At 35.0% G+C, this 16,285-nt stretch carries 10 protein-coding genes; 7 read left to right on the top strand and 3 right to left on the bottom strand.

The features are described from left to right. The first annotated feature begins 627 nt into the window (after positions 1–627). Entirely contained in the window at positions 628–1,671 is a 1,044-nt protein-coding gene (gene recA, locus ACFINA_RS08035) for a recombinase RecA (protein ID WP_375606702.1), read from the top strand. A 209-nt stretch (positions 1,672–1,880) separates the two neighbouring features. After that, positions 1,881–4,547: an alanine--tRNA ligase gene (gene alaS / locus ACFINA_RS08030; RefSeq protein WP_375615388.1), complete on the top strand. Its 2,667-nt coding sequence runs from the start codon at positions 1,881–1,883 to the stop codon at positions 4,545–4,547. A 991-nt stretch (positions 4,548–5,538) separates the two neighbouring features. On the opposite strand, the gene ACFINA_RS08025 is transcribed toward alaS, so the two are convergent. Then, entirely contained in the window at positions 5,539–7,326 is a 1,788-nt protein-coding gene (locus tag ACFINA_RS08025; protein WP_375615387.1) for a glucan ABC transporter ATP-binding protein/ permease, read from the bottom strand. Positions 7,327–7,545: 219 nt separating this feature from the next. On the opposite strand from ACFINA_RS08025, the gene ACFINA_RS08020 reads away from it, so the two are divergent. The 5 genes from ACFINA_RS08020 (at position 7,546) to ACFINA_RS08000 (ending at position 14,715) form a co-directional block, all read left to right on the top strand. Further along, complete coding sequence (locus ACFINA_RS08020; protein ID WP_375615386.1) at positions 7,546–8,529, top strand: RluA family pseudouridine synthase; 984 nt, start codon at positions 7,546–7,548, stop codon at positions 8,527–8,529. 799 nt (positions 8,530–9,328) lie between these two features. Continuing rightward, positions 9,329–10,348 carry an ATP-binding cassette domain-containing protein gene (locus ACFINA_RS08015; RefSeq protein WP_375606698.1) on the top strand — a complete coding sequence of 340 codons (1,020 nt, stop codon included), beginning with the start codon at positions 9,329–9,331 and terminating at the stop codon, positions 10,346–10,348. Further along, the gene (locus ACFINA_RS08010) at positions 10,323–11,147 is read left to right on the top strand and encodes an ABC-2 family transporter protein (RefSeq protein WP_375615385.1); all 825 of its coding nucleotides are present in this window, start codon (positions 10,323–10,325) and stop codon (positions 11,145–11,147) included. Before ACFINA_RS08015 ends, ACFINA_RS08010 begins: the two co-directional genes overlap by 26 nt. Continuing rightward, complete coding sequence (locus tag ACFINA_RS08005; RefSeq protein ID WP_375610423.1) at positions 11,131–11,919, top strand: ABC-2 family transporter protein; 789 nt, start codon at positions 11,131–11,133, stop codon at positions 11,917–11,919. Before ACFINA_RS08010 ends, ACFINA_RS08005 begins: the two co-directional genes overlap by 17 nt. Positions 11,920–14,355: 2,436 nt before the next feature. Next, a complete protein-coding gene (locus ACFINA_RS08000) occupies positions 14,356–14,715 on the top strand; it encodes a hypothetical protein (protein ID WP_375606730.1) in 360 nt (119 codons plus the stop codon). Between the two features lie 124 nt (positions 14,716–14,839). Here the strand turns inward: ACFINA_RS08000 and ACFINA_RS07995 are convergent, their stop codons facing one another. Both ACFINA_RS07995 and ACFINA_RS07990 read right to left on the bottom strand, forming a co-directional pair. Further along, positions 14,840–15,883, bottom strand: coding sequence for a tyrosine-type recombinase/integrase (locus ACFINA_RS07995; RefSeq protein WP_375607178.1), 1,044 nt, complete (start codon positions 15,881–15,883; stop codon positions 14,840–14,842). Between the two features lie 9 nt (positions 15,884–15,892). Beyond that, complete coding sequence (locus ACFINA_RS07990; RefSeq protein WP_375610653.1) at positions 15,893–16,105, bottom strand: hypothetical protein; 213 nt, start codon at positions 16,103–16,105, stop codon at positions 15,893–15,895. Positions 16,106–16,285 lie beyond the last annotated feature (180 nt).

The raw sequence follows: 16,285 nt of genomic DNA, 5'->3' as shown, positions 1-16,285 counted from the left end.
AAGGACTAAAAATTCCTCTTATGAATCGTCTCAAATGCCGAGAGCTGTGGCAACCTTAGGGGATGATAAATAGTGTGATGGTGCCAGCTTTCTCCTTCTATAGTGTAAAGATGGTGGCGTCAAAAAGTCTTACAGTATACCACATTCATAGGTGTTGTCACGAAGTGAGCTTGGAAGTTTTGAGAGGTGTTTCTTAAATTAAGTGTATGAATATGCAACACAATGGCGTTTTGTTCTTCGATGCAATATGGTGTGATTTTAATTGATGATGCGTTTTTATGTGATCAATAGCGGGAGAATTTTTAGTCTCTCAAGTATTTAATCAAAGGGATAAGCAGAAGGGCTATAGAACATTGTGTTGAAATTTAAATTGTTCCTTTTCTAGAGAGATATAAATGTGTTAACTTGCTCTCTTAGGAAGTATTGTTTTATTAGAATTTATTTTTTGTGTCATAAGATAAGCAATGCCAATTCTTTATTGTGATGCTCATGGTATGTTATGGACATAAGGTGGGGATAGGAATGCAAATAGTCTGTGAAAATCTAAACTCAAGACTTTAGTTAAATTAAAAGTACAGTGTAAAATTTAAGTGTTAGATTATTTATGAATCGGTCAAGGATATAGTCGTGGATAAAACAAAAGCTCTCGATGCTGCTCTCTCACAAATTGAACGTTCTTTTGGTAAAGGCTCGATTATGCGTCTTGGGCAAAAAGAGCAGGTTGTTGAAATTGAAACAGTTCCAACAGGGTCATTATCCTTGGATATTGCTTTAGGGATTGGTGGATTACCCAAGGGGCGCATTGTTGAGATTTATGGACCAGAAAGTTCTGGGAAAACAACATTGGCTCTCCATGCTATTGCTGAGGCACAGAAAAGTGGTGGGATTTGTGCTTTTATTGATGCAGAGCATGCACTTGATCCTATTTATGCGCGTAAGCTTGGTGTTGATTTAGAAAATTTGTTCATTTCTCAACCAGATACTGGTGAACAGGCATTGGAAATTACAGAGACGTTGGTTCGTTCTGGTGCAGTTGATGTGCTTGTTGTGGATTCTGTTGCAGCTTTAACACCGCGTGCGGAAATCGATGGTGAAATGGGGGATGCTTTGCCTGGATTGCAAGCGCGATTGATGAGTAAAGCATTGCGAAAATTAACAGCAGCGATTTTTCGCTCTAATTGTATGGTTGTTTTTATTAATCAAATTCGCATGAAAATTGGGGTGATGTTTGGTTCGCCTGAAACAACAACAGGGGGAAACGCTTTAAAGTTTTATGCTTCTGTTCGTTTGGATATTCGTCGCATTGGGTCTATTAAAGATAGGGATGCAATCGTTGGTAATCAGACGCGTGTTAAAGTGGTGAAAAATAAATTGGCACCTCCGTTCAAACAGGTTGAGTTTGATATTATTTATGGTGAAGGCATTTCTAAAGTAGGTGAATTGATTGATTTGGGTGTTAAGGTTGGTATTGTGGAAAAATCTGGTGCATGGTTTTCTTATAATTCTCAGCGTTTAGGACAGGGGCGTGAAAATGCAAAGCAGTTTTTACGTGAACATGCGGAAGTTGCTACAGAAATTGAAGCAGCTTTGCGCCAAAATGCTGGTTTGATTGCCATTGAATTGTTAGAAAATGCAGGTTCAGAAAATACAGAGAGCGATGAAGCCATTTGATGGAGCGTTTTTTCATCTATAATTTTTTTCATTTAAGATTTTTTCTGTTTTTATTTGTTTGAGTTTTTAAATATACAGTCATTTTTTCTCAATTTTTTTGAACAAATATTCCATTCTTTGATTAAATTGACTCCATGCGTGGCAAAGAGGATATTTAATGAGGGGGATTTTTCTTTTATGGTTTTGTACTGTATTGAGCAGGTGTCGGTATGAATAGTGTTAATAACATTCGGTCAACATTTTTGGATTATTTTCATCGTAATGGGCATAAAGTTCTTTCTTCTAGCTCACTTGTTCCACGTAATGATCCTACACTTATGTTTACAAATGCAGGAATGGTGCAGTTTAAAAATGTTTTTACTGGACTTGAAAAGCCCCCTTATAAGCAGGCAACAACGGCACAAAAATGTGTTCGTGCGGGTGGAAAGCATAATGATCTTGATAATGTTGGTTATACGGCACGCCATCATACATTTTTTGAAATGCTGGGTAATTTTTCTTTCGGTGATTATTTCAAAGAAGAAGCCATTTTTTTGTCATGGAACCTTTTAACAAAAGAATTTTGCCTGCCAAAAGATAAACTGTTGGTGACAGTTTATCAGAGTGATGATGTTGCTGCTGAACTGTGGCGTAAAATTTCAGGTCTTCCAGATGAAAAAATTGTCCGTATTGCGACGGCTGATAATTTTTGGGCGATGGGAGATACAGGACCCTGCGGTCCTTGTTCAGAGATTTTTTATGATCATGGTGATGAAATATGGGGCGGTCCTCCTGGAAGTGCTCATGAAGATGGGGATCGCTTTATTGAGATTTGGAATCTTGTTTTTATGCAGTATGAGCAGATTTCCAAGGAAGAACGTGTTGACTTACCTCATCCCTCTATTGATACAGGCATGGGGTTAGAGCGTATTGCTGCTGTTTTACAGGGTGTTCATGATAATTATGACATTGATCTTTTTCGTGCATTAATTGCTGCTTCAGAAGAAATTACAGGGATTGAGGCAAAGGGTGATTTTATTGCCAGCCATCGTGTTATTGCTGATCATCTTCGCTCGTGCGCATTTTTGATTGCTGATGGTGTTCTTCCTTCCAACGAAGGAAGAGGATATGTTTTACGTCGCATTATGCGTCGTGCTATGCGTCATGCCCATCTTCTTGGTGCTAAAGAGCCTTTAATGTGGCGGCTTTTGCCTGCTTTAATTCGCGAAATGGGACAAGCCTATCCTGAATTAGTGCGTGCTGAGTCTTTGATTTCAGAAATTTTGAAGTTAGAAGAAATACGCTTTCGTAAAACACTTGAACGAGGACTTGGTTTGTTAAATGAAGCGAGTAGTCTTCTTAAAGAGGGAGATCATTTAAATGGTGAAGTTGCTTTCAAGCTTTATGATACCTATGGTTTTCCGCTTGATTTGACGCAAGATGTTCTTCGGCGTCGCGGAATATCTGTTGACGTTGATGCTTTTGATAAAGCGATGGAACACCAAAAAGAGGAAGCGCGTGCTCATTGGTCTGGTTCTGGTGAAGCTATAACGGAGACAATTTGGTTTTCTGTTCGTGATAAGGTAGGGGCTACAGAATTTTTAGGTTATGAAACAGAAAAAGCTGAAGGCATTCTTACAGCTCTTGTGTGTGATGGTAAAATTGTTGATCATATTTCTTCGGGGCAAAAAGCCATTCTTGTGGTAAATCAGACTCCTTTTTATGGTGAATCTGGCGGTCAAATTGGTGATAGCGGTATCATTTCTGGTGAAGATTTTGTTTTTGAGGTGCATGATACTCAGAAAAAGGGTGATGGTGTTTTTATCCATATTGGAGAAGTAAAATCTGGTCAGGCATCGAGGTCTGATTGTGTAGAATTAACCGTTGATGGTATTCGTCGTAAAAAAATTCGTGCAAATCATTCTGCTACCCATTTATTACACGAGGCTTTACGGCAAATATTGGGGGACCATGTTACTCAAAAGGGCTCTCTTGTATCGCCAGATCGGTTACGTTTTGATTTTTCTCATCCAAAGTCTGTTTCTTTGGAAGAATTGAAAAAAATAGAAGATTTAGCCAATGAGATTGTTTTGCAAAATAGTAAGGTCGTAACGCATCTCATGGACGTGGATGAAGCCATTTCTAAAGGAGCCATGGCATTATTTGGTGAAAAATATGGTGATGAAGTTCGCGTTGTTTCTATGGGGAAACAGTGTCACCAAGAGGGATTAAAAAAGCATTGGTCAATAGAGCTTTGTGGGGGCACACATGTGGAGCGAACAGGCGATATTGGTTTGATCCATATTGTTTCTGAAAGTTCTGTTTCAGCAGGAGTACGTCGTATTGAAGCCTTAACTGGCCAAGAAGCACGTTTTTATCTTTGTCGCCAAGATGAGCGTATTCATGAGATCGCTGATCTTTTAAAAACGTCTTCTTCTGGTTTAGAAGAACGGGTGCGAATTTTGCTTGATGATCGTCGTAAACTTGAAAAAGAGTTGAATGATGTACGCAAAAAAATGGTGTTGAGTGGTGGTATAACAGAAAGTAGTCAAGATGATATTACCATCATTAATGGGCTTTCTTTTCTCGGACGCATTGTCAAAAATATTTTACCACGGGATCTTAAGGCATTCGTCGATTCTGGAAAAAAACAAATTGAGTCTGGAGTCGTTGCTTTTATTAGTGTTTCGGAGGATGGAAAAGGCAGTGCTGTTGTTGGCGTTACGGATGATTTAACGGATAAGTTGAATGCTGTTGATCTCGTTCGTATTCTTTCAGTTGTGCTTGGTGGTCGAGGTGGTGGTGGTCGTCCTGATATGGCGCAGGCTGGTGGTCCTGAGGGAAACAAGGCTAGTGAGGCATTTGCAGCACTAAAAGATTTTCTTGAAAAAATTTAAAAAGCAAAATCTTTTCTCATTGGTGTTTTTGACATTTTTATGTTGGATTGGTGTATAAGTATCACGAGTATCTGTCTTATGTCTTGCTGAAATCCAGATATAGCGTAATGGGGGTTTGTACAAAATCGGTAGAGATAAAAACAGTGTTTATCTTTATCATCACTGTTTCATTTGATTTTATGTTTTTCAAGAGTTTTGGGAGTTACCTTTCAAAATAAGAAAGATTATGCAGCATTTTACACTTTGGTATATTTTTACGAAGAAGAGCAGTCATTGTGTGGCTCTTACAGATTTTTTTAAAGAAACATCTCTATCCTATTTTATAAAAAGGAATATCGCATAAATTTAAAGAGGTATATTAATGTCTGATTTATTATGATGCTATTTACTCAATGCATTGATTTATAATGATAATTTATTGTTTTATATCTTGAATAAGAGCTCCAAATATTCGTAGGATTTTCTCATTTTAAATCTATGTATGTTGAATCAATCAAAACCATTCACAGGGATTGTTGTGAAAAATAGGCTTAGGAGTATTGAGAAATATTTCTTAAAAAAGCACGTGATGAATGTACAACACAATGACATTTTGTTCTTGGCGAGGGGGGCTTCTACAAAAAACATGATAAACAAAAGTGTGAAGCAATATGTCATATCCATTATTAAAAAAACACTGTTTTAGATAGTTTTGAAGGTTGTAAAGCTGAGTTAAAAGAAGATGGTAAAACTGGAAGCTTTTTTACCTTTGCATTTTCCCCTAAATTCGATTGTATACTCATTAATATGCAAAGATATACGCAATAATTTTGTTCCAATCGAGTAAAATTTCAACAGTAGAAAAAGTGCGAAATGGTTTTAATCTTTTTTCAAAGATCTCGCGTCAAAAATGGATTGTGATATTCTTAGTAACCTTTTATTTGTATCAATAAAGTATTTTTGGTGTATTGAAGAGGTATTTCTTACATGAGATTTGTGAAGAGTATCAATTTTATGATGCTATGGCTTCATGTAAGAGGATGACGTTTTCATTTTCTCCTTCTATTTCTGGTGGTTTGATTGTTAAACCACTGGCTTTTAAGAATTGAGAAAAACGTCCGCCTCTCTCGATTAATTCTTGAAAGCTTCCTTTTTCAATTAAATGACCATGTTCTAGAAAGAGTACTACATCAGCATTGCGTACTGTTGAGAGGCGATGTGCTATAATGAAAGTGGTGCGATTATGGCTTATGCAATCAAGGGCATTTTTGACACGTGCTTCTGTTTCAACATCAAGAGCGCTTGTTGCTTCATCTAGAATGAGAATAGGGGCATTTTTTAAAACAGCGCGTGCAATTGCTAGTCGCTGTTTTTCTCCACCTGATAATTGAGATCCTCGTTCGCCCACCATTGTGTTATAATAATCAGCTTTTTTTAGAATAAAATCGTGAGCTTCTGCTATTTTTGCTGCTTCATAAAGTTCTTCATTCGTTGCGCTCGCTTTTCCTATTGAAATATTGTCATGAATAGTACGGTTGAAAAGACCTGAGTCTTGAAATACTGTTGCTAGAGATTTGCGTAAAGATTCGCGATTGATCGAGCATATATTTATTCCATCAATGGAGATATGCCCAAAGGTAGGGTCGTATACGCGCTGCAACAGATTGATCAACGTTGTTTTTCCAGCTCCTGTTGGTCCTACAATCGCAACAGTTTGTCCTGCTTTAACCTCAAAAGAAATATCAAAAACACCTTGAGAAGAATTTGGAAATTTATAGGTCACGTGATGAAATTGTATGGTGCCTTTAACATTTTGGAGGGAGGGAAGATTCTGCGGTTCGTTGATATGAAAGGTTGAGTCTTCCATTTCAAAAAACTCTTGCAGTTTTGCTTGTGAGGATATTGCACAATTAATAAAATTGCTCATTTGGTCTAGGCGGCTAATCATGAGTTGTGCAAATCCAACAAAAGCAACGACGTCACCTACTCGTAATTGACTTTTTGCAACAAAAAAAGCTCCAAGGAGAAGAACACAAACGATTGAAATCGTTGAAGCCATTCGATTTAAGCCACTGGCGAGCGCCCACCAATTGAGAACAGGATTTTGTGCTTTAAGCAGAGCATTTGTATGTTGGTGCAGTATGAAAGTTTCTTCTTTTATTCGGTTATAACTTTGTACAATGGAAACATTAGAGATTGAATCACTGACGTGTTTAAAAAGGTTATGATGATAGCATTCTACAGCGGCTTGTCCGTCTTTTGTTTTTCGCATCACTAAACGTGCAATTAATATATAGATGATGGCAAGCACAACCAAGACTATTGAAAGGCGCCAATTCATATTAAAGGCTATGGGGATGAGAACCAATAAGGCGACAAGCGTTGAGAGATGTTGTCGCATAAAATCAAGCCATATGGTTGACATGGAATCTATAGCGCGCAAAAGTGTATGGAGTGCGTTAGACGTTCCGCGTTGTTGATGCCAAATTAACGGCATGGCAATGATACGTTCGAAAGATTCTGTTAAAACCGTTAAGCGACGTCTATGGGCTAAGCGGTCTGCACCGCGAGCAACAAGGACATAAGCGATAATATGTGAAAGTCCAAAACAAACCCAAATGGCAAGAGTAGAGATGATACCTGTTTTTTCTGTAATAGAATCGATAACCCGTCCAAATAAAATAGGTTCTGCAATGGTGATAATCGCTAACATAACATTAGCGGTACAGATTAAAAGGGATGCATTTTTTTCTCTGTTTAGGTAAGTGAGAACACGTGCATAGGTTTTGAATAAGGACACTGTTAATTATCTCCATTCGCTGTTAAGCGTAAAGGTATTGATTTTTTTATAACGCTTAATTTTTAGCTAATAAAATTTGGACGTTAAGAAAAGGCAATTTTGGATACTAACTGTAATATGGTGTGATAAAGCCAACTAAAATATGAATTTTTGTGTTTATATTTGTGCTTATAAAGGCGCAAAAATAGATCAATAAAATTATCAGGCAAGGGAACTTTCATGGCAGGCGTAGAAATAAAAAAAGTTGAGGCTGATGAAAATGGAATGCGCTTAGATCGCTGGTTTAAAGTGCATTATCCAGGACTTGGTTTTGGAGTCTTGCAAAAACTGTTGCGTTCTGGTCAGATACGGGTTGATGGTGGACGTGTTAAAGCCGATACGCGTCTTTGTATGGGACAGGCTGTCCGTATTCCACCTCTCCCTATTAATGACAAAGAAAATCTTTCAATAACGGATAAAACACTTCGTGGGCAGGATGATGGGACCGTTTTAAAAAAAATGCTGCTTTATGAAGATCCAAAAGTATTTGTTTTTAACAAACCTGCTGGATTGGCTGTCCAAGGAGGCTCTGGTTTAACACGTCATATGGACAGTATGCTTGAGGTATGGCGCAATAAAAAAGGTGAAAAGCCGCGTTTGGTTCATCGTCTTGATCGTGAGACGTCGGGTGTGCTTATTGTTGCGCGATCAAGGGGAGCTGCTCAGTCCTTAACAGCTGCTTTTAGAGCGCGAGAAACAAAAAAGACTTATTGGGCGTTGGTTCGGGGCGTACCTAAAAAAAAGCAGGATAAAATTTCAACGTGGATGGTTAAGGAAATGACTGCACAAGGTGACAAAATGCGTGTTTGTGAACATGGGGAGCCAGATTCACATCATGCGGTTTCCTACTATCGCGTTTTAGATACGCGAGGGCGGGCTCTTTCGTGGCTTGAAATGGAACCCTATACAGGGAGAACACATCAGCTTCGTGTTCATGCTGCCCATATGGATCATCCTATCATTGGCGATTCAAAATATTTTTTTTCTGATAGTAATTGGACATTACCAGGAGGAATTCAAAATCGTCTTCATCTTCATGCACGTCGTATTCGTATTCCTCATCCTTCAGGAGGAATATTGGACATTGTTGCACCTTTACCACCTCATATGGTTCAAAGTTTTAATCTTTTGTCTTTTAATGAGAGTGATGCTGAAACAGAGTAAAAAAGCTTCGTTTATCCTTTTTGATTGGTAAAAATTTTGTCTATAAATTTGATGAGATGGATAGGGCTTCATTTGAAGAGAGCTTTAGTAATCGCTATGAGAAAATGGTGTTTTTGAGTGATGAATTTTGAAATATCATAAATTTTCTTTCTACAGTTCTTTATCCATATTGATTGTATTATTATCTCTAGATAAGGTGTATCGTTTAATAATCTGAGTTGATGAAGCTGCTCCTTTGAATTTATCTGTAGGGCTGTATATTGGGGAGGCGTGTCTGTTGAGGAAGATGAATGAGATAAAATCTGAAGGATATTTGCTGAAATGTGTAAAGGCGCTTTTTAATTTTTCATGGGAGATAATTGAGGCATTTTATAGTAATGCTGAGGAAAAGTAGCCTCTCAAAAAAATCCTGTTGTTAAGGAGGTTTGTTTTGTTATCAATGTGATTTGATATACTTATGATAGATTTACTATTTGTACCTTTGCTTACACCATGAAGATTTATTAACAAAGCTCTCCTTTCGATGATCAATTATTTTTCTACTTAATTTATCTGAATTTGTTCGAAAGATTTTCTTTCGTAAAAGAAGAAACAACTTTTAGCATTCTTAATGCTTTATTTCAGTGAATGCATCAGATTGAAGAAATATGCTATACCAAAAATTGGAGATTAAAGCTTTAGGTGCGTTTATTGCTCTTTAGGAGGGGGAGAACATGGTCGTTTTTTCCAGTGAAAAAACAGATATTCAAAGATTATGGGAACATTCCAAGAGGGGATAAGTTGAAATGAGGAGTGACTGATGGGATCATTATTGATTGACGTTAATAACGTCTCAAAAATATACCGTAGCATGGACAGAGGAACTTCTTTCAAAAACAGAGTGCTTTCTCTCTTTAAGCCAGTATATACGAATTATCACGTGCTGAAAGATATCAGTTTTACCCTTTTTTCAGGACAATCTCTTGCTATCCTCGGAGCTAACGGGGCAGGTAAATCAACACTGATTAAAATACTTGCTGGTATACAATTCGTTGATAAGGGAAGTGTTAAAGTCTTGGGATTTAATCCGTATAAAACCAAGAAAGATCTGTTTAGACAGTTGGGGGTGGTCTTTGGTCATAAGAGTTGTTTATGGTGGGATTTACCTCTACGTTACAGTTTGGATATGGTGCAACCCTTATATGGTATTGAACGAACCTCTTTTATCCGCGACCTTAAAGAGATTGCAGAGTTGCTTGGTATTGCGCATATCATGGACAAGCCAGTGCGAATGCTGAGTTTGGGTGAGAGAGTCAAAAGTGAATTGGCATTTAATTTATCTTTTAGACCTAAATTATTGTTCCTAGATGAACCAACTATTGGTCTTGATATTACTTCTAAGCATGAAATTAGGGAGCTACTTACAAAACTTAAAAGAGAGCGAGGGATGGGATACATCATCACAAGTCATGATATGGGGGATATTGATGGTTACGTTGATGATATTCTTCTCTTGCATAAAGGAAACAAACACTTTTACGGTGATATTGATGCATTTAAAAATATGCTTCCTTCTTTGGTGAAAGTGACATTTTTTTGTGAACACTTGCAGGCGCTTTATGCTGTTGTAAAGAGAATGGATGAACTTTCGTTAAAATTGTCCGCTCCTTTAAAAAATAAAAAACTGAACAATGAAGAATGTTCATTGGAAATTTCGTTACCTCGTGGAGATTATTCGCATTTCATACGGGAAATGACAACTAAATTCAACTGTACGTTTTCTGTGTCCACTCCCTCATTTGAGGAGATGCTCCGTGTTAAATTTAAAGAATTTATTTAATTATTGTTTTGGCATGTTTTTTTATGCAAGGAATGGATTACTCTCTATTCTAAGTGATAGAGCCATGTTTTTTACTGATATTGTCATTGGGACACTTTCGCCATTTATTATTCAACTTCTATTATGGAATGCACTTTTCTCTGATATGGGAAACACCATAAATGGCTTTAGCTTTCATGATATGATGTATTATTATGCTTTTGCTTTAGTCTTAGGACGTTTAAATAATGGTTATAATGTGATTAAGTTTTTTTCTCATCATGTTAGGGAAGGTCAATTAGAAGTCTATCTCACAAAACCCTTTAGTTATATGACACAAATACTTTTTACTTTTTTAGGAGAGAGTGTATTATATTGCATTCCGTTATTGGCTCTTTTTGTTGCAAAGCTTGTTTTATCCTATGAAAATATTCTGGGATTGGTCATCTCTTTTCTGTTCTTTTTTCTGGTTGTTATTCTATCACAATTGCTTTGTTTTTTACTCTCTTTCGGGATTGCCTTATTAAGTTTTTGGGTGATTGAGTACAATATATTACTCTCTTTCAGTATTCTCAGTTCAGCGCTTCTTGGGGGTGTTCTTTTACCACCATCTTTTTGGTCGGTGTGGCTTATTCCGCTCATGCAATTTAATCCTTATCGTTTCATGATATCAGCTCCTGCCGAGTTTTTCGCGACGCAAAATTTAGCGTTGTTTCAGCAGTTTTTTTTCGGAAGTTTTGCTTATATTTTGTGTCTTTTATGCTTAATTCATATTGCTTGGAATAAAGGAATGAAGATGTATTATGGAGCGGGCGGTTGAGATGAAAATAATCCTTCATTTTATCAGCCTGAATATCTGCCGACAGATTGTTTATGGTAAGAATTTGGCTGGGGAGTTTATTCTTTCTCTATGCTATTATTTTATTCAATTCATATTTATTGATAGAATATCTTCTTTTTCAGGAAAGATTGGTAACTATAGCAGAGATGAAATTCATTTTATCTTTGTTGTCTTTGTTTTACTTGGGATATTTTTGAATATTTTTACTCATTCTATTGAAACGTTTTTTGAAAAAGTAGCGGATGGTAAAATTGAACCCTACTTGATAAAGCCTGTTTCAATCTGGTTGTTGATGTTGTTTGGTTGGTGCAAACCACTTAATCTGATAAAGCTATTTGTTCTTTATGTTAGTGCCTATTTGTTCGTATCATTACCAGATATGTATGATCTTAAGCTCAGATGGATCTCTTTTATTGTTGCAATATTTTGTGTTTTTATCGTCAATATTTGTTTTTTCATGACGTTTAATTTTGTGACATTTATTATTAGCCGTAAGATGCCTGTCGAATATTTTCATGAAATGATTTACGAGCTTTCATTTGTACCAATAGGAATTTATCCCTCAAGCATTGTAAAATGGCTTTTGTTTATGCTTCCCATGGCTTTTTCTGCTTCTTTTCCTGTATCCCTGTTACTTGGTAAAGGCGAATGGAATATTGGATATCTTCTGTCGAGCACTTTTCTTTCTATAGTCATGACTTTCATAATCTATAAGAAAACAATTATTAAATTTAATGGATTAGGGGGATGATATAAAAGTCATCATGATTATAAAAATAAAAAATTGAGTGAATAATTCTATTATAGCATAGATTATCGTTATTTATGCTGGTGGTATAGGGCATGTAAAATTTACACATGAGGATTTTTTATTAGACATATTCATGCATAAAATCAGTTGTAGTTCTATAGCTCTGAGCAAAGAATTTACAACAGAAATCAGAGAGTTAAATTTCTTGGTTTTAGATCAGTTTTAGTTTGAGTTTAGATGGCAGCTTGATGACAAAAGCCATGGTAAGATGGTGTACAATATTAGTAGTGTTTTCTCATCTGAGCAAAATTTATTTTTGTTACGTTTATAATGCTAATATAATGCTAAAAAATTGTCAAAGATGGGTAATTTTTATATGTGCAAAATGTGGTTATTCGTGCGGATTTTGTTGGTACATTCAATATATTATTACGTGGATGAGTTTTTGCTTAAACAATAAGAAAATTGACAGAATAAAGCTTTTAAGTTGCCCGATAGAAAGCTAAGAGCTTCGCCAAACAACATGATAGCAATTATCAAGACAACAATCACATAGAGATTTTTCAGCATGCTGAGCAGTCAAAATTCAGTTAATAATTGCTTGGAAATAAAAGGATCCACTAAGCAAAGCGGGCAAAAACGATGGTAATGCAACTGAGTTCAATAACATAATTAAATATATTTATTTGTTGTACTGGTAAACTAAGAGAATTATACTTAATTTTACTGTGAATTTATTATTTCATGTTATGATTTTATTTAATAGAAAGATATTTATTATGTAATATTTTAGTGTTATTATAAATATTATTATTTAATTAGAAATATACAATTTAAACATATACAATATAAACATAATATATTTATATTATTTTAAATGGGTTATTTTAAACAGTAATTAAATAAGATATTATTTTGTAAAAAATTATTTTCTATTTTTTTAATATTAATAAGCTCATTTTTCAATTTTTTTTAACAATGATAAGAGAAAAATGGAGTTTTACATCCTCTTTTACAATAAATAAAAATGATACTTTAATCTGGTGTTGTTCTCTAAGCTTAGAGCTATACAGATGTTATTGCTTATCATTAATAAAACTAATGTGATTGATGGCGTAGAGATTACAAAGGGCTAATTTTTTTGCATGTAATTCATATTTTTACAAGACTTTAAAAATAACACAGAAAAAATGAGAGAGGAAGGAATAGTGAACAAGAGTGAGAAGCTTTTTCATTTTCTAGTGTTATGATTACTTTTGTATTTTATGGTTCATTCATTGTATGTATGATCAATTCCAAAATTTTTATTTTAAGCTTATAGTGAATCTATATTTTAAACTGTTATTGAAGTATTGTCGTAATTGAGATTAAAATATCACAGTAGTGAACACTCTGATTTAATAGAGAAGATTGTTTGCTAGCAAATAATCTATCCATATCAACGTTATTTAAATTTTTTCCAAAATATATATCTATGCTAATTTTCGTGATTGATATATTTTCTAAGATGAAAAGGGGCATGAGCTGATTTGAATATCCATAAATTTTTCATATTAACTCAAAAAATATACGATCACATCATTTTACGGCTATTCTAGATTATCATTTTGATAAACTGAAGAAGTATAACGATTAGCATTACAAAGGTTTGTGCAAAAATGCTTTTATTGGACATTATTAAATTTTTTATGATTTATATTTTTAATCATTTTATCTTGGTTAGAAAGAAGGTGTATTCATTTTTATTTCTCTATTTTATCTTAAAGTTGTGGAATTATATTAATGTTAGAAAGTTATAATTGTGGAAGACAATGAACTTTATTAAAATTATTCCACGTTTTTGTAGAAACGTATGGCTGTGAAATCGTTGAAATGTGTAATAGCTTATGGCATTAGATTTGGCGCATTTACCAAAGTTATCCCTTATCTTACTTAATTTAGCTTTTTCAATCAAAGAATTAAGCTGGTGTTTACGCTAATTGTAGCTGGGGCAAATATTTTTTCTTAATCTATACTAAGAAAAAATTATTTTATAAAAATATTTATTTTACTATATTATATAAAAAAATAAAAACATTGCGTGTAAATAAAAAACAATATATTGATATTTTTATATTATAAAATAATAATAGTTATGATAATAAATATAAATTTATAATAAAAACAACAAAATAAATTTATTTTTATCATTAAATTACATAGTATAAATTACAAATAAAATAATTGACAACTCTTAAATAAACATGTAACGGATATATTGCAAGTGTAATATAATATAAAATTAACAATTTAAATAAAATTATTAATTAAATTTTGTATTATATTTTTATTGTAATAAGATAAATATACTTTATTGATAGATAACGGAATGTTTTCTATTTAGAGGGGGCGGTAAAGAAAATTTATTTTATTAAATATTGTAATTAGGTGGTTATGATGAAAATATTCAAGCATTGTATAGTATGTTTTGTTGCAGTAGCGATTTTCTTTTCACAGATTTTAAGAGCCAATGCTGATTCTTTAAATGATAGATTTCAAAATGCTGGTTTTATTTCTGTAATGACACAAGAAAATAGAGTTATTAAAGCTGTTGGTATGATTATTAGCCAGTTTGGAGGACAAGGGGCTGAGAAAAATGTCCAAAAAGTTGCGGGTTTAATGGGGATGGAGACAGCGATTTTTGCTTTAATCGCATATTTTGTATATTTCTTTACTAGAAAGCCGCCGAGTCCTAACAGAGAGACAGGTGGAAGAACATTCGATGCTTTTGCTCATAGTTCATGGGCTTTGAATTAAAAGATATTATCCTTGATAAACTTTGAATTATTCTGTTATTGGATTTAAACAGCAAGTAAAATGAAATAGTTATGTCTAATATGGGGGAATTGAGGAATCCTGATTCTATTACGTTTTTTTTCCTCTATCCCCCATCTTTTTGAAGCTTTTTTATGGCTTCAAGAGCGAGTTTTTTGCGATCTGCGCTCTTTGTGTAGAGAGATGCCATAGCATCATGTGTCCAGCCAAAAATTGCTTTGAGTTGTGATACTGTTGCACCAGAATTAGCTGCGCGTGTTGCTGCTAATTTTCTTAAGCCATGGGCTGTTTTTTTGATACCTGCTTGGGTACAAGCATTATAAAATGTAATTCCGAATCTTTCTTTAGGTATTTTCCCCCCGTGTTTACTACAAATGAATGTGTCCTCACCAATAGGACCAGCTTCAAGTGTTTTGGCTAATTCCGGTAAAATAGGGAGAAAAACATCTGTTTGGAATTTACTTTTTTCTGTTTTGAGATGAATGATATTATCTTTAACATCTTTCCAACCAATACGAACGGCGTCACCACGGCGCAACCCCGTGTAAAGAAGAACATCAATCCAAACACGTTCATGGGTACCATGAGGCCATCTTTTATAATATTTCTCAACATCTTCTTCTGTCCAAACAGGAAAGCCCCCTTTATTTTTTAGAGGAGGTTTTTTGACCCCTAAAGTTGGATTGTTTTCCAAAAGACCTTGGTCAATCGCCCAATTAAAAAGCCCATTAAGTACTTTCAGAAATTCTCTAGCCATTGCTGGTGTTTCTTTACGCCGTTCAACTCCAGCTATGATATGTTTCTTATTAATTGCTTGGTATGGGATATCTCCTACGGAATCGCATATCTTCATAAGGATGTATTCTCTTTGCTTTTTTGTAACTGTAGAGAGGCTATGCCAATTAGAGCTGTTTAAATACTGTTTAAGCAGCCATGCAAATGACCCTTCAACAAGTTTACCGGTTTTGGATTTAGGAAGTATAAGCCCTTGTAATTCGGCAAGTGCGCTTTTGTAGTTATCAACAAACTCTTGCGTTCCATAGGTCCCGCGTATTCTAATGCGTTTGCCGTGACCAATACGTACATACCATACAATTTTGCCATGTTGAGTAATTTGTTTAACGAGATGAGGGGGGCGTGGTTTTGGCATGGTGATCACCTATAAGACGATATCAAATTCATAATCATCACGAGATAAATTCCATATTTTATCAGGATGTGCTGTTGAGTTTGGTAATGGGATATCTGCTTTAAGATAGATAAGCAGTTCACCGGTAGGTTTGATTTCTATGAGTTCGCATTTTTGTTTTTTTGCTTCTCTTAAAGCTCGTGCAATGTCTGCTTGCGTTATGATAGCTTTACGAGGTGCCATATCTTTTCTCCTACATTGAGACGCAATTCACCCATTTCGTGAATCACGCATTACTTGAAAGTGTTAGGAAGGGTGGGGGTGCTCGTAGATATGCGGGGAACAAAACACCCCCATAAGGTTAAGCAGCTTTTGTAGAGAGTTGTTTTATCTCTCGTTCTATCTCTGCTAAAAAGGCTTGGA

Origin of the sequence: Bartonella sp. AC10YNML (assembly GCF_042196825.1) — a bacterium.
In the GTDB taxonomy this organism is placed as follows: domain Bacteria; phylum Pseudomonadota; class Alphaproteobacteria; order Rhizobiales; family Rhizobiaceae; genus Bartonella.
Note: the sequence above shows the minus strand (reverse complement) of the source record. Positions and strands in the feature narration are given on the sequence as shown.

Excerpts from the sequence above, each read along its gene's own strand:
- alaS (WP_375615388.1), top strand. The coding sequence starts at position 1,881 with ATGAATAGTGTTAATAACATTCGGTCAACATTTTTGGATTATTTTCAT.
- ACFINA_RS08020 (WP_375615386.1), top strand. The coding sequence starts at position 7,546 with ATGGCAGGCGTAGAAATAAAAAAAGTTGAGGCTGATGAAAATGGAATG.
- ACFINA_RS08015 (WP_375606698.1), top strand. The coding sequence starts at position 9,329 with ATGGGATCATTATTGATTGACGTTAATAACGTCTCAAAAATATACCGT.
- ACFINA_RS08005 (WP_375610423.1), top strand. The coding sequence starts at position 11,131 with ATGGAGCGGGCGGTTGAGATGAAAATAATCCTTCATTTTATCAGCCTG.
- ACFINA_RS08000 (WP_375606730.1), top strand. The coding sequence starts at position 14,356 with ATGAAAATATTCAAGCATTGTATAGTATGTTTTGTTGCAGTAGCGATT.
- ACFINA_RS07995 (WP_375607178.1), bottom strand. The coding sequence starts at position 15,883 with ATGCCAAAACCACGCCCCCCTCATCTCGTTAAACAAATTACTCAACAT.
- ACFINA_RS07990 (WP_375610653.1), bottom strand. The coding sequence starts at position 16,105 with ATGGCACCTCGTAAAGCTATCATAACGCAAGCAGACATTGCACGAGCT.